The organism is Gemmatimonadota bacterium (assembly GCA_009835325.1).
Classification (GTDB): Bacteria; JAAXHH01; JAAXHH01; order JAAXHH01; family JAAXHH01; genus JAAXHH01.
The window spans coordinates 21,875-36,836 of the sequence record VXWP01000017.1 but is presented as its reverse complement, the minus strand read 5'-3'; the positions used below and the strand labels follow the sequence as shown (position 1 = coordinate 36,836).

Here is a 14,962-nt window from a genome sequence, read left to right as displayed (position 1 = left end):
ACCCAGAGCACGTTGTCATCGTAGAGGGGGATGTTCCACTGGAGGTAACCGGGTGCGTTGTGCAGCAGGTCGTCCTGGAGACCCCGCAGCGGCGCCTGGTCGATGGGGTGTATGTCCCGGTGCCACGGCGCCGGTCCGCGGTCGGTCACCGGGTTGCACATGAAAAAGAAACCCGTGTTGCCGGCGGCTTCCGCGCCCATGATGCGCCGGCTGACGCCCATGGTATTCTCGTGGAGGCAGAAAGCCATCGTATTGGCCGTGTCCCCGTCCACGAGAGTCTCGAAATTCAGCCTGGGCTGGTGGCCGGTTTCCCACGCTCCGCCGGGCGGATCGTCCGGTTTTCTTTCCCGGGCCCAGATCTCCCGCTGGCGGTCCACCAGGCACTCGAAGCTGTCCCTCAGCGGACCGAGACAGTCAGGGGGAACCACCCCACGAAGCACGACGAAACCGTCTTCGAACAGTTTCCGAGGATCGAAATGCATGTAAGGTTTACCGTAAAACGATGCGACGCGGGACGATGCCCGCGCCGTAGAACAGGGTTAGCATTTAATCTACACCGGCCCATGGGAATGTCAAGGGCGGGAAGGCAGAAATATCCGCATTGATATAAAGGTTTTTTGACGGGAACGACATTTTACCGGCAACTACTGCACCGACTGAGCAAATCACCTTGCCCGAAGCCGGTATTAACACATGATTGATAGAGAAGAACAACCCGTTTCCATGGGTCAAAGTGGAACGACATTGTTTCGCCTTCAGACGAATCACCTTCAGTCGAAAGCAGGTCCATGGCTGACCAGACAGACTGGCGCCGGTTTGTGCTGTTGCTCATCGATGTCCAGCGTGATTTCTGGCCCGCGGCAACCGCGAAGGCTTTTCCGGATTTTCCGTCGAATGTCGAAAGGCTGCTGGATTATGGCCGATCGTCCGGTCTCGACATCGTGCATGTGCGGGCGGAGTTCGAATCGGACGGGACGGACTGGATGGCGCCTTACCGAATCAAGGGGGAGACGCCCTGCGTCCGGGGAACGTCCGGCGCCGGCGTGTTGCCTTGCGCCGCCGAACGGTCCGGAGAAACGGTCCTGCGCAAGCAGACCTTCGATGCCTTCCTGCAGCCGGACCTATTAACCCATTTACATCGCGCGCGTAAATCCTTTATACTGGTTGCGGGACTGGAAACTTCCGTCTGTGTGCTGTTGACCGCGGCTTCCGCCGTGCAGCGCGGGTTCCTTGCCGCGGTCGTCGAGGACTGCTGCGCCGACGATCCGTTCAAACATTCGGCGGCGATCACCGGTTATCCCTTCGTCTTCGAACGGACCTCCCTCGACACGCTGGAAACCGACCACGGCCGGTGGATGACCATGTTGAACGACCTGCAAAGCTCCGGAGGATGACCGTGAATCGACTGACGGTGGACCAACTGAACGTAGGCATCGTCGGCCTGGGCTGGGTGGCCGGTGCGCATATCGACGCGTTCAAGGCCGTGTCCGGGGCGGACGTCACCGCCGTCTGCTCCCGCAGGACCCATGACGACGCGGCCCTTTCGGATCAGTTCGGCACGCCGCTGAAGTCCTGTGTCGATTACGACGACCTGCTCTCCGACCCGGACATCCACGTGATCGACATCTGCACGCCCCATCCCTTTCACGCCGATCAGGCTGTGGCCGCCGCGGAAGCCGGCAAGCATCTCATCATCGAGAAGCCCATTGCCCTTACGCCCGGGGACGCGGCGCGCATCCAGGCCGCCGTGGATCGGGCCGGCGTATCGGTATGCGTCTGCTTCGAATGCCGCTACAGCGCCCATTTCACCCTGATCCGGTCCGTCATCGACCAGGGGCTGCTCGGCGACCTGCACTACGCCGAAGTCGACTACTACCACGGTATCGGACCGTGGTACGGGCAGTACGACTGGAACGTGAAGAAGGCCATGGGCGGGACCAGCCTGCTGACCGCCGGCTGCCACGCCCTCGACGCGCTGTTATTTTTCATGGACGGCACGGTGGAGGAAGTCACCAGCTACAACACAAAGTCTTCAAGCCCCCACTTCGCGCCGTACGAGTACGACACGACCAGTGTCTCTATCCTGAGGTTCGAAGGCGGAAGCCGTATCGGCAAGGTAACCTCCTGTATCGACTGCCTGCAACCCTACTATTTTCACGTGCACCTGGCAGGCAGCGAGGGCAGCCTGCTGGACAACCGGTTCTACTCAGAGAAAATACGGGGAATGGACCGAAGCCGGTGGAGCACCCTCGAGACCTCGCTGATCGATTCGGGCGATGTCCAGGATCATCCCTACGAGCCCCAGTTCCAGGCCTTCGTGGACAGCATCCGAAGCGGCGGCCCCATGCCGCTCACCGACATGGCCACCGCCTACGAATCCCACCGTGTCGTGTTCGCGGCCGACCGGTCCGCGGCGGAGGGCCGGCCCGTGCGCCTGGACGAACTGGACTAGCCATCGACAGCTGGACTGTCAATCGCCATGGAGTAAGCGCATGCAGCAGGGCGACGCCGTCCTCCATTACCGCATTGAACGCACGCTCGGACGAGGAGGCATGGGTGAGGTCTACCTGGCCGAGGACACCCGTCTGAAGCGGCGGGTCGCCCTGAAGGTGCTGCCGGAGGACCTGGCCCGCGACCCCGCGCTGCTCCAGCGTTTCCGGATCGAGGCGGAGGCGGCCGCCAAGCTGAACCACCCGAATATCGCCCAGGTGTACGCCATCGAAGAAGCGCGGATGGGCGGCACGGACGGTCCCGACACCGTGTACTTCATCACCATGGAATACGTATCCGGACGGCCGCTCCACGAGCACCTGTCCGGTACGCCCCTCCCGCTGGCATCCTTCTACGACTGGTTCATGCCCATCGTGGAGGCCCTGGACCACGCCCACGAGCGGGGCGTGGTGCACCGGGACCTGAAGCCCGCGAACGTCATGGTTTCCGATGACGGCGTCCCCAAGGTCCTGGACTTCGGCCTGGCCCGGGTCGTCTCCGGCCCTTCCGACGAAACCGATGGCGCCGGGCCCACGATGAGTCTCACCCAGGCCGGCACGGTACTGGGCACGCCGGCGTACATGTCGCCCGAACAGGCGACTGGCAACCACGGCGATCACCGTAGCGATATTTTCAGCCTGGGCGTCATGATGTACGAGGCGCTGACGGGCGTCCGGCCCTTCACGGGTGACAACTACGTGTCCGTCATCAGCAGTACCCTGAAGGATGACCCGGAACCGGTGAGCGCGGCGAACAGTAAGGTGCCTCACCTGCTGAACCGGGTCGTTCGGCGTTGCATGGGCAAGGAACCCAGGTCCCGCTACCAGTCCGTGCTCGACGTGGGTCATGACCTTTCCGACAGCCGGAACGAACACGAGGCGGGGCCGGCGGCCGGTACGGCCGGCAACGTATCGCGGCCGGGGTCGGCCGTTACCCTCCTGCGGAGTCCAGTCGTGCTCGGTGCCTGCGCCGCCTGCCTCCTCGCCGGGGTGCTGATCGTCGCGGCGCTAATGGGGGCGCTTGGCGTAGAACCCGCCCCGCCGCTGCGCAAATTCCAGATGAGCCTGGACAACCTGGGCCGGGACAACGCGGCCATCTCGCCGGACGGAACGCTGCTCGCCTATGTCCACGAAAACCGCCTCTGGGTACGTTTCCTCGACCAGGACGAGGGCCGGGCGATTCCCGGAACGGAGGATATCGAACGGCTTTTCTGGTCGCCTGACAGCCGCCAGATCGGTTACCTGGTAAGGCGGTCTCTTTGGAAGGTCGCGACGGACGGGGGTGGCCAGGTGCACCTCTGCGACCTGCCGGAGCGGGACTTGATGGGCATTTCATGGGGCGGTGACGGGCGGATACTCTTCAGCATGGCCGGCATGAGACCCGGCGGCGGGCTATACGCCGTGTCCGAAAACGGCGGTGACTCGGTCATTTTGCTGGAACCGGACAGGACAAACAGTGAGAGAGCGCTGCTTTCCCCCCTTGTTCTGTCCGAGTACGGCCTGCGCCTGTATGCGGTGGTCTCATACTCCGACGATCCGCAGGTGATCGCAGACCTGAGCGAAAGGTACCGGGGGAATGGGGATTTGAGTGCGATGATCTCCATCGCCCGAATCACGGCGGCTCGTATCGCCGTGGAGTTCCACGGCCCGCCTGATCCGCCCGGCTCCACCGGTCCATCCGACTCGCCCGCCGTCCGCCGCTTGCTGCCCCTGGAGGGTGATTTCCTCAATGTTGCGGGATATGCGTCGGGTCACCTCCTGTACTACCGGGAGACCACGACCCATCCCGAGGACGACCTCTGGGCCGTCCCCTTTTCGCCGGGATCGGGTGAACTGGCGGGCGACGCCTTTCTGGTTGCCCGGCACGTCAATACGCTGAGCGTGTCCGACGACGGGATCATGGTTTACCGGAAATCCTACCAATCACCCAAGCACCTGGCATTGGTGGATCGCCGCGGCCGGATCGACCGGATCATCGGCGATCCTAAGGAACAGATCAGAGAACTGGTCCTTTCGCCGAATGAGAATCAGGTCCTGGTGGAAGTCGAAGAAAGCGGCCAGACCGGGCTTTGGCTATACGAACTGGAAAGTGGTATCGGCACGCGGCTTACTTTTGCGGACTTAAACTACAGCAGGCCGAGCTTTGCGCCGGACGGCGGCTCGATCGTGTTTGCGATTTACCCGGCTGTCAATCCCGGCCGTTCGAGCGGGAATGCCCTTTTCATGCGGCTGAATCTCGATGTACTGGACGAGATGGCGGTTTTCTCCGCCGATTCGCTGAGGGGTCGGAGTCCCATGCTCTCCAATGACGGCCGGTTTCTCGTTTACTTCCACCGGGGACAGGTACGGTTTGTTTCAACGGAAGAAGGCGCCGAACCCCAGGTGCTCTTTACTGACCAGGGACGCGTGGTCCAGGCCGCCCTTTCGCCGGACAACCGCTACCTGGCCTACGTATCGAACCAGGGGGCCGGCTGGCAGGTTTTCGTAACCCGGTTTCCCACCGGTGCGGGGCGATGGCAGGTTTCGTCAATCAGTGGCTGGACGCCCCGCTGGAGTCCGTCGGGCGATATGTTGTATTACGTTGAGGGCAACCGGCTGACAGCCATACCCGTGATGGAGGGCCAGGGTATCCGCTTCGGCCGTCCCGAAACGCTCTTCGAAGGCGTCCAGGCGGGCGCCGATGACCTGCGGTTTCCCGGTTACGAAGTGTACGGGGGAGGGGAATCGTTCGTCATCGCCGCCAACGCGGAAGAAGCCCGCCCTTCCCTCACCATCGTGCAGAACTGGACGCGTGAGTTCGAACAGTGACCTGCGCGGCCTGCGCCGCGTTTGGGTATAGACGGTATCAGAATCGAGGTGTGACTTGGACGCCCTGAAACAGAAGATCCGCAACGTGCCGGACTTTCCCATCCCCGGTATCAACTTCAAGGACGTGACCACGCTCTTCAAGGATCCCGCCGCCTTTCGCAAGGCCGTGGATCGTTTCGTCGATGAATACGCGGAGCGTTCCATCGATCTCGTGGCCGGTATCGAGGCCCGGGGGTTCATCCTGGCGCCGGTGCTCGCCTACCACATGGGAAAGGGCATCGTTCCCTTGCGCAAGCCCGGCAAGCTTCCTGCGGAGACGCGGCGGATCGAATTCGAACTGGAATACGGCACGGATGCGCTGGAAATGCACCTGGATGCCGTGAGGCCCGGAGACCGCGTACTCATCGTGGACGACCTGCTGGCCACGGGGGGGACCGCGACGGCGGCCTGTCGACTCGTCGAAGACGCGGGCGGGGTCGTAGCCGGCGTAGGGTTCCTGATCGAACTATCCTTCCTGGACGGCCGGAAAAAGCTGGGTGAGCGTCCCGTCTTCTCGCTCCTCGAATACGGTGCCGACGAGTAAATCCCCACCGCAGCCGCCGGCCAACCTGCGTTAATTCCGCTAAACCGGTACCCGGCGCTCTGCCTCGGCAACAACGCGCCGGGGATCGAGTTCCTCCATGCACGCGTGGGTGCGGAACCGGCAGGCCCGATTCCCGTGCAGGCTGCAGGGGCTGCACGGCAGGTCGAGCGTTACCGCGGCGTCCGCCGGTCCGACCGGCGCGAACCCCAGGCGGGGATGGGTGGCGCCGAATACGCCGATTACGGGTGTGCCCACGGCCGTGGCCACGTGCATGGGGCCGGAATCGTTGCTGACCATGAGCGCGCACCGCCGCACGGCCGCGGGCAGCAACGCGAGATCGGTCGCCCCGGTCCAGTCCACGGCCGGACGCTCCATGGCATCGGCCACCTCGCCGGTGACCGGCCGGTCCGCCTCGCTGCCCAGCAGCAGTATCTTCATGTCCCGGGATTCCGCCATGTGGTCCGCTACTCCGGCAAACCGCTCCGGCGGCCAGCGTTTCGGACCATGGGACGCGCCCGGCGCCACGCCGAGTATACGGACATCCGGCCCGATGCCGGCATCGGCCAGTCTCTCCTCCACTATGGCCGCCGCCGCATCGTCGACTTTGAGTTGCGGCAGCCTCCTCTCCGCTGTGTTTTGTGCGCCTTCCAGGCCAGGTGCGGCGCTTGCTTGGAACCTGTCGAGCACTTCCAGATAACGGTCGATCGTATGGGGTACGGGCCTGGACCGCCTTCGCCTTCTGACGATGGCCATGCGGGCGAACCGGCGTTTGTCGTAACGAAGCACCCGCCCCGCGATGCCCGTCATGGCAACGAGCCTGCTGCGCAGGTTCCCGTGCAGGTCGATCGCCAGGTCGTAGCGTCTTTCACGCAGGCGGGAGACGAGGCTCAAGAGGCCGGTGCCTGGATCGAAGCGCTGCACGGCGGCGACCCCGGGGAGCGCACGGGCCAGTGACACGTATTCACTTCGCGTGAGGAAGTCGATCTCCGCATCCGGAAAGAGCCGGTCCAACTGTCGTGTGACCGGCGAGGTCAGCACGATATCGCCCATCGAGCTGAACCGGATGACGAGGATGCGGGATGGCGTGTCGGAGACGGTCATCGTTTCGCACATCCGCGGGCCAACTGCTCCCCGGCGGCCTCCCCGACCATGTCCACGGTGATGCCGGACAGGTCGCAGAAGGGTCCGCGGTCGCAGGTCGGGCATTGGCCTTCCGGCGGCAGGAGGTTGCGGTCCAGGCCGCCCAGCGGCCGCCACCGTTCGGGCGACCTGGCGGGCAGGGGACAGAAGACGGACACCGTCGGAACGCCCAGCGCCCCGGCCAGGTGCATGGGCCCCGTGCTGCTGCTCACCAGGAGGTCCAGTTCGCCGATCACCGCGATGAGCTCGCCCAGTGTCAGCCGCCCCGCCAGCGAAAGGGCGGGTTCATCCAGAGGGGACACAATCGCTTCGGCGAGATGCCCCTCCTCCGCGCTCCCTGTCACGACGATCTTCGCGCCATGGCGATCCTGCAGGGTCCGCGCAAGTGCCGCGTAACGCTCGGCCGTCCAGTTCGGCGCGTTTCGTCCGTTGCCGGGATGGATGCCGATGACCGGCTGTCCGTGTGTCCGGGCCAGGACCGCGCGGGCCCCCTGACGCTCCTCCTCCTTCAATTCGATCAGCGGCCGGTTCCCGGGTTCCCGGGCATCGATGATCCGGGCCAGGTCCAGGCAGAAATCCGATTCGTGGCGGAGCGGAATATAGCGATGGCGGCTGAGGGACCGGGTGCGGGTGAGCGCGTGGTAGACTTTCCGTCCCACGCTGATGCGCCGGGGGATGCCCGCCAGGCATATCATCCACACATGGCGCATGGTCGGCATGAGCACCAGGGCGGTGTCGAACGCCTGGGCGCGCAGCCGCCGCACCTGCCTTAAAAAACCCGCCGGTCCGCGGTGAAGAGACTCCGGATCGTCTTCGAATATGTCGTCCAGGCAGGGATTTCGCTCAAGTACGTCCCGGGTGTAGGGACGCGCCAGCATGGCCAGGTAGGCCTTTGGCCAGTGATGCCGAAGGGCGTCCAGCACCGGCAGGGAGAGCACCACGTCCCCGATCCGGTCGGGCCGCACCACGAGGATCCGGGGTGATGATTCATGATCCATGGTGTTTCTCTGGTCCGCCGGCGTGCCGTGAGACCTGGTCCGCCTGGCTGCCTGGTCCGCCTGGCCAAGCCGGGTCAACCAGTCCGGTGCGCCAGGCCGCCAGGCAACGGTCAGCGGCTCCTGCGGGATTCGGCGAGGCGCAGTTGCCCGCACGCCGCGTCGATGTCCCGTCCGCGCTCCCGGCGTATGGTCAACTGCAGTCCGCCCGCCCGCAACGCATCCGCGAAGGCCGTACGCCGGTGTTCGTCGGGCGTTTCGTAGGGCAGGCCCTGCACCGGGTTATAGGGAATGAGGTTAAGCTTGCACTTGTCCTTTTTCAACAGCTTTACGAGATTTTCCGCGTCCTGGAACCGGTCGTTCACGCCCTTGAGCAGGACATATTCGTAGGTAATGATGCGGTCGGTAGTCCCGGTGTAATGGCGGCAGGCCCTCATGAGCTGCTTGAGCGGATAACGCCGGTTGATCGGGACGATCGAGGTCCGCGTCCGGTCGTCGGCGGCATGGAGGGATACGGACAGCTCGAACTGGATCTTCTCTTCGGCCAGTTGGTAGATCTTCGGTACCAGTCCGCTGGTGGACAACGTGATCTTGCGGGCGCCAATCCCGAGCCCCCAGTCGGCGTTGATGATCCGTACTGCCCTGAGCACCGGTCGGTAATTCGCCAGCGGCTCCCCCATGCCCATGACGACGATGTTGTTGATGGGGCGGTCATCGCCGGCCAGCATGACCTGCTGCTTGACCTGTACGACCTGGTCGACGATTTCGGCCGACGTCATGTTTCGCACGAGGCCCTCGAGCCCACTCGCGCAGAATCGGCAGCCGATGGCGCATCCCACCTGCGTGGAGATGCAGAGCGTGTTGCGCCGCGACCCGCCGATCAGCACCGTTTCCACCTTCTGGCCGTCCTGGAGTTCGAACAGGTATTTCGTGGTCGGTCCGTGACGGGACTTCGACCTCCGAACGGGGGTCAGGGGGTTCAGGCACGCACGGTCGGCCAGTTCGGTCCGCAGCGACTTGGACAGGTTGGTCATCTCGTCGAAAGAACCTGCGGCCTTCTTGTACACCCACGAGGCGATCTGCCCCGCCCGGTACGCCGGTTCGTTCATCTCGGCGACGATCCGCGAGATCTCGGGCAGGGTAAGGCCTCTCAGCTCGGGTTTCCTGCCATCGGGCTTCCTGCCATCGGGCTTCCTGCCTTCGGGCTTCCCGACTCCGGCATTCCCGCCTTTCGTCTTCCGATCGGCCCGGCTTTTGGTTTTATCCCGTGTCGTTTGCGCAGTCATGCAGCCACTCCTGTGATCACGTATGAGCCGGACCAAGATACGGCGGAAGGCACGCAAAGTCTATTGAATAGTAATCCCGGGCGGCCGGAGTCACGGACGGCCGGAATCACGGACGGCCCTATATAAAAACGAAACGCCCCGGAACCTGAGGATCCCGGGGCGTAGTCGAGCCGTACTCAGCGCGACAAACCGTACCTAGAGCGAGAAGCCATACTTGACGTACCAGAATGCGCCGCTGAAGCCGAACGGACTGTACTGGCTGTACTTGTTGCCGGGTCCGCCCGAGGGGCCACCGGCCGCATGGGGATTCTCGTCCGGATAGGTGTTCAGGATGTTCTGCGCTCCGACGGTGATCCTGGACCGGTCGTCGTTGAACCTGATGGTACTCTCCAGGTCCACCAGGACCCGACCGTCGTAGGTCTCGCCATCGCGGAAATCGTACCAGGAACCGAAGTAGCTGGCCCGCCCCAGAGCGTTCCAGTTATCGGCCAGGGACTGGGTCAGGGTCAGATTGCCGCGTTGCCTGGGGAGTCCCTCCTCCAGCGCCTTGATCTGCGTGGCATCCAGGATTTCCGGATTGTGATCGGTGACTTCGGAGCTCGTGTAGTTGTAGGCCAGGCTCATCGTACCCGTCCCCACCGGCGCCGAAACCACGACATCGATACCCCGGTTGGCGGAGTCGAAGTCGTTGGGGAAGAACTGAAAGCCCTGCAGCCCCGCCGCGCTGGTGAAGCCTTCGGCGATCAACGGGGCTCTCTCCTCGTCGGTGAGCTCAAAATTCTGGGAGACCGTCAGGCGGTCACGCACGCGGATATCGAAATAATCGATGGTGGCGCTCACGGTGCCCAGATCGAAGACGAGGCCCGCGGAGATATTCACGGATTTCTCCGCGTCGAGCGGCTTGCCGCCCTTCAACTCGGCCGCGCGGCTGTTGGAAGGCACCGTTCCGTTGTTCACCAGGTCGTTCAGTTCCAGGTCGAACTCCGTCGTGATGTTGAAGGCGTTCTGCTGGCCGGGCGTCGGCGCCCTGAAACCCGTGCTGGCGCTGCCGCGCAGTTTCACCTCGTCGGTCAGGCTGAAGTTCGTGGCCACCTTGTAGTTGGTGGTCGTACCGAAATCTTCGAAATCTTCGGCACGCACGGCCAGGTCGAGCAGCCACCGGTCCGTGGGCGTGAGTCCGCCTTCCAGGTAGATCGCATTGTTGGAACGGTCCCATGAACCCGCGGCGACCTTGCTGAATCCCGCGAAACCATTGGTCGCCGGCGTGAATCCCTGGCTGGCGAGGGGCTGGCCGATCAGGTAGGACTCGATCTGGCCTTCAACGAGCTCGAAGGTCTCGGTCCGTCTTTCGAGGCCGGCGGCCAAAACCAGGTTGTTGCCGACCGGGTAGGTCATGTCGAAGTTCAGGTTGACTTCGGACTGGACATAGGAGCCCGGATCGAAATAGGTCGGGGTGTCCGGCCCCATGGAAGCGTTGACCGTATTGTAAATGAAGTAGTCGGCCTCGTTGCGTCCGTACGCCGCGCTCAGTTCCCAGCGCAGCAAGGTCGCCGCCCTTCCCCTGATGCCAAGCACCACGGACTCGTCCGACGCGAAAGCGCCAAACCGGGGCGTGAACCCCCCTGGAAACATCTTCAGGAACGAGAAGCAGTTGGGATCGTCGCGAACCCGCAGCCAGGCCGCCTGGTCCGGCCGGTCGTTGATGATGGGCACCGGTGCGCATTCGCTGCCCTGGCCCACGCCGTCCAGATCGCCGACCAGCAGCGTAGGCCGCATCACGCCGCCTATATCCACCACGGGGCCCTGGTACACGCCGCCGCGGGTGTGCGGATTGCGGAAGTAGAACCCGCCGTCGACTTCCTTGCTGGCATAGTTGGCGTGGCCGAAGAACTCGAGGTCATCGCCGATCGCCGCGCCGTAGTTGGCGAAGATCTTCAGGTCGTCCCGTACAAAGGGCTGGCCCCAGAATGTCTCGGGATTGGCGATGTCGAGATTGCCGGCCGCGATCAGGGCCCTGCCGGATGCCGTCTGCACCGAACGGACCGATTCGCTGGAGTTGCCGTATTCCACGCTGAGGCTGAGCCACGCGTCTTCGTGGCCCACACCCACATTACCCGCGATCAGGAAGAGTTCCCCGTCGCCGAGAAACCGGCCGGAGCCGTCCTGGAAGCTGCCGACCTTGGTCTCCAGGCTGAATCCGTCGTAGTTGTCCTTGAGCTGGAAGTTCAGCACCCCCGCAATGGCATCGGAACCGTACTGCGCCGAGGCGCCGTCTCGCAGGACCTCCACCCTTTCGAGCGCAATGGACGGGATCGCCGCCAGGTCGGGGCCCTGCGCGCCTTCGGCCACGGCGTTCGCATACCAGTTGATCACGGCGCCGCGGTGCCGGCGCTTGCCGTTGACGAGGACCAGCACCTGGTCGGGCGCCAGGCTGCGAAGGTTGGCGGGCCGGACGATTGTGCCCGCGTCGCTGATCGGCTGGGTATTGACGTTGTAGGAGGGAACGACGTTCCGCATCAGGTCGGCCAGGTCCGAACCGCCCTGCTGGATGAATTCCTCGACTTGAATCACGTCGATGGGTACGGTGGACTCGGTGATGGTCCGGGGCTGTGTCCGCGCTCCGACCACCGTCATGCTTTCCAGTTCCCCTTCCAGCACGATGGGCAATTCGGGCAATTGCTGTTCGGCTGAAGTCGACTGTTCTTCACCGGTTGCCGTCTCTTCGGCGGACTCCTGCGCCAGGGTCTGCTGCGCGGTGACCATGAGGAATGCCGCCATGAGGCAAAACAGCGCGATGGAGCGCAGGACGAACGTCGCTGGTTTGTTGCCGGAAATCCTGATCATTGTATCCCCCATCCCCCTTCGTGCATACTGCGCAGTCATCGCGAAGATGCATGAACACTCAAGGGGGGTTCTGGACGATGCTGCTCGATTAACCATACGATTGCACACGTAAGCACAGCGGTCACATGGCTTATCCCTACAGATCCATGTTGTCTCCTCTCGCGGGAGGGCTTATGGTCCAAGTAAATCGCCCCGATCCGGCGATTTGCGGGCTTCCCGTGTATCCGCGCACGCCGGAATCGCAGACAGGTTCCGATAACGGTTACTTTGATCTTGTTGTATGAAAATTGAAGAATCGGTCAGGTGAGCCAGTGATTATAAACTACTGTTTTTTATTGCATTTGTCAAGCAGAATCGTTAGATTGGTCGCGTTTAGAAGACCAACGAGCCGATCGCGGCCGCACTGCAACGAAACAGGAATTCACCTTCACGGAGGAAACGGAAATGGCTAAGGACAGGAGCTTTGCGGCCAAGATGGCCAAGGGAAGCGATAAGAACCAGGAGGACGAAGTCCAGACCGTACTGCTGGTCAAACCCGTCAAGTCCGAAGAGGGCCACTACAAGTTCAAGCGCACGCTGACCAGGCTGACTCCCGAGAACAAGAAAGCCCTCGGCGTCTGAGGCTGAACCAGGTCAGGTTGAACCAGGTCAGGCCGGGCAACGCCGGGCAGGTCTGTACGTTGCGGAATCCCCACCTTATCCGCGCGAGAAGCCATCATCTCTAAAATAACGTGTTGACGAGCGCGTCTCTTTCTTCCGTCATCTGAAGGGTACTGAGCAGGTTGTTCACCCCGTGGATGGCGAGGGGGACGTACAGCGAACCGGTACGCTCGCGGGCGATCCCGAGCAGGATCCCGATCAGGGCGATCAGCGTCAGGAAGAACTGGTCGTACTGGGCGGCGTGCAGCAATGTCCAGAGCAGCGTAGTGACAACGATCGCTCCCCCGGCGCCTATCTTCGTCCGGCGCAGCCCCTCGTAAAGAAACCCCCTGAACAGCGCTTCTTCGAAAACCGGCGCGGCGATCACGAGCGCGAACCAGAGCAGTGCCGTGTACCGGGTTGTTTCGATGATCGATTCCATGACCGGCGGTACCGGCGATCGACCGAGTTCCACGGTGACCAGGTCGGCAAGCTGAAGCAGCACGAAGGCGAATACCACCCAACCGAGCATGGCCGAGCCTCGGACCGGTTGGAGCGCCAGCCAGGTTCGCGGGTCCATGCCAAGCGCGCGCCCGGGGCGGTCCAGGATGAGCAGCAGGAGGAAAGTACAGGGTATGGCGGAGAAGATTACGCCCACGGCGATCAGGTCGCCCATGCGTTCCGTCGGATCCAGGTCCAGCACGGCAATGAGGACGACCGTCACGGCGACCTGCAGCACCAGGTAGACTCCCAGTACCAGCGCGGTGAAAGCGAGGGTGAACGCGAGTCGCGGCCGCGGTTGGATTTCTTCAGGGTCGACGGCGTGCAGCGGGGGTTCGTTCATGCGGGGTTTCCGGCCGCAGGATTAGAGTATGGCCCGGAAAACGTAGAAGAAGACAATCGCCAGCAGGGCACCGACGGGTACGGTGATGATCCAGGACGCCGCGATCCGGCCCAGGATGCTCAGGTCCAGGGCCTTGACGCCCTGGGCGAGCCCTACGCCCATGACTCCGCCGACCAGGGTCTGGGTCGTCGAGATGGGCAGGCCGAGGCGGCTGGCCAGGACTATGGTAATGGCCGCGGCGAATTCGGCCGAGTATCCCCGGGTGGGCGTCAGTTCCGTGATTTTGGTGCCGATGGTCGCCATGACGCGGTATCCCATGGTCGCCAGGCCGATGACGATGCCGATGCCGCCGACCAGGAGAAGCCAGCTGGGCACCGGAGACTCGGGGTTGACCACGCCGGACTGGCTGATATTCACCACGGCCGCCAGCGGTCCGATGGCGTTCGCCACGTCGTTGGAGCCGTGGGCGAAGGCCACGGCGCAGGCGCTCATGATCTGGAGCACGCCGAACATCTTCTCGACGATGGCCATCTGGCCGTCACCGGACGATGCGTCCACGGTCTCGGCGCCCGGCCGGTTGTTGATCAGCCCAAGCACGAAGTGCCCGGCGATTACGGCGAAGATGCCCAGGATGCTGGACCAGAGGAGCGACTCGGCCAGCGTCAGATCCAGGTCGACGTTCTGCAATCCCTTGAACAGCGTGACCAGCGAGATTACAACGACGACGCTGAAGATATAGAGCGGCGCCCACTTCCGGGTCCGCCGCACAGGGTCCGGGTGGCGGAGGATCGTCCACTTGATCGCGCTGAAGATCAGGTAGGCCAGGACGCCGCACAGCAGCGGCGAGACGATCCAGGATGCGACGATCTGCGTCAACTGTTCCCACTGCACGACGCCGACGCCGAAGGCGACGATGCCGAAGCCCGCGATGGCGCCCACGATCGAATGGGTGGTCGACACGGGCCAGCCCAGCCTGGATGCGACCACGAGCCAGGTACCTGCGGCCATCAGCGCCGCGAGCATGCCGTACACGATGAGCTCCGGCGCGGCCGCTGAAATCTGGGGGTCCAGAATGCCTCCCCGGACGGTTTTGGTGACCTGGCCTCCCACCAGGAAGGCTCCGAGGAATTCGAGCACGCCGGCGATCAGGATGGCCTGCTTGATCGTGAGCGCCCTGGACCCCACCGACGTACCCATGGCGTTGGCCACGTCGTTCGCGCCGATGGAGAAGGCCATGTACAGCCCGAGCGCTACGGCCAGATACAGGGTAAAGTCGCCCCCCATAGATGCAGTTTCTCTCCTGGAGTACAGTGGGTGGTGAGACGGCGGTCCGG

The 14,962-nt window shown here is 63.4% G+C and carries 11 protein-coding genes (1 of these 11 only partly in view); 4 read left to right on the top strand and 7 right to left on the bottom strand.

Features of this window, described 5'->3' with window-relative positions; translation table 11 throughout:
• Positions 1-482, bottom strand: partial view of a hypothetical protein gene (locus tag F4Z81_01880; protein MXW03796.1) — the 5' portion only. It extends 331 nt beyond the left edge of the window; the window shows 482 of its 813 coding nt (coding positions 1-482); its start codon is at positions 480-482; its stop codon lies beyond the left edge, outside the window.
• 306 nt (positions 483-788) lie between these two features.
• On the opposite strand from F4Z81_01880, the gene F4Z81_01875 reads away from it, so the two are divergent.
• From F4Z81_01875 to F4Z81_01860, 4 genes are read left to right on the top strand one after another with little or no spacing between them, the layout of a single operon-like run.
• The gene (locus F4Z81_01875) at positions 789-1,394 is read left to right on the top strand and encodes a cysteine hydrolase (protein ID MXW03795.1); all 606 of its coding nucleotides are present in this window, start codon (positions 789-791) and stop codon (positions 1,392-1,394) included.
• 17 nt (positions 1,395-1,411) lie between these two features.
• The gene (locus tag F4Z81_01870; protein MXW03794.1) at positions 1,412-2,452 is read left to right on the top strand and encodes a Gfo/Idh/MocA family oxidoreductase; all 1,041 of its coding nucleotides are present in this window, start codon (positions 1,412-1,414) and stop codon (positions 2,450-2,452) included.
• A 40-nt stretch (positions 2,453-2,492) separates the two neighbouring features.
• Positions 2,493-5,297 (top strand): protein kinase, encoded by a 2,805-nt coding sequence (locus F4Z81_01865; GenBank protein MXW03793.1) that lies wholly within the window; start codon positions 2,493-2,495, stop codon positions 5,295-5,297.
• 55 nt (positions 5,298-5,352) lie between these two features.
• Positions 5,353-5,880 carry an adenine phosphoribosyltransferase gene (locus tag F4Z81_01860; protein MXW03792.1) on the top strand — a complete coding sequence of 176 codons (528 nt, stop codon included), beginning with the start codon at positions 5,353-5,355 and terminating at the stop codon, positions 5,878-5,880.
• A 39-nt stretch (positions 5,881-5,919) separates the two neighbouring features.
• On the opposite strand, the gene waaF is transcribed toward F4Z81_01860, so the two are convergent.
• The 6 genes from waaF to F4Z81_01830 all read right to left on the bottom strand — a co-directional run bounded on the left by waaF (position 5,920) and on the right by F4Z81_01830 (position 14,912).
• Complete coding sequence (gene waaF, locus F4Z81_01855) at positions 5,920-7,086, bottom strand: lipopolysaccharide heptosyltransferase II (protein MXW03791.1); 1,167 nt, start codon at positions 7,084-7,086, stop codon at positions 5,920-5,922.
• Entirely contained in the window at positions 6,978-8,018 is a 1,041-nt protein-coding gene (locus tag F4Z81_01850) for a glycosyltransferase family 9 protein (protein MXW03790.1), read from the bottom strand. Before F4Z81_01850 ends, waaF begins: the two co-directional genes overlap by 109 nt.
• A gap of 110 nt (positions 8,019-8,128) precedes the next feature.
• Positions 8,129-9,301 (bottom strand): 23S rRNA (adenine(2503)-C(2))-methyltransferase RlmN, encoded by a 1,173-nt coding sequence (gene rlmN / locus F4Z81_01845; protein ID MXW03789.1) that lies wholly within the window; start codon positions 9,299-9,301, stop codon positions 8,129-8,131.
• A gap of 195 nt (positions 9,302-9,496) precedes the next feature.
• Positions 9,497-12,241 (bottom strand): TonB-dependent receptor, encoded by a 2,745-nt coding sequence (locus F4Z81_01840; GenBank protein ID MXW03788.1) that lies wholly within the window; start codon positions 12,239-12,241, stop codon positions 9,497-9,499.
• A 625-nt stretch (positions 12,242-12,866) separates the two neighbouring features.
• Complete coding sequence (locus tag F4Z81_01835) at positions 12,867-13,628, bottom strand: CPBP family intramembrane metalloprotease (GenBank protein MXW03787.1); 762 nt, start codon at positions 13,626-13,628, stop codon at positions 12,867-12,869.
• Positions 13,629-13,649: 21 nt separating this feature from the next.
• The gene (locus tag F4Z81_01830) at positions 13,650-14,912 is read right to left on the bottom strand and encodes an inorganic phosphate transporter (GenBank protein MXW03786.1); all 1,263 of its coding nucleotides are present in this window, start codon (positions 14,910-14,912) and stop codon (positions 13,650-13,652) included.
• Between the last annotated feature and the right edge of the window lie 50 nt (positions 14,913-14,962).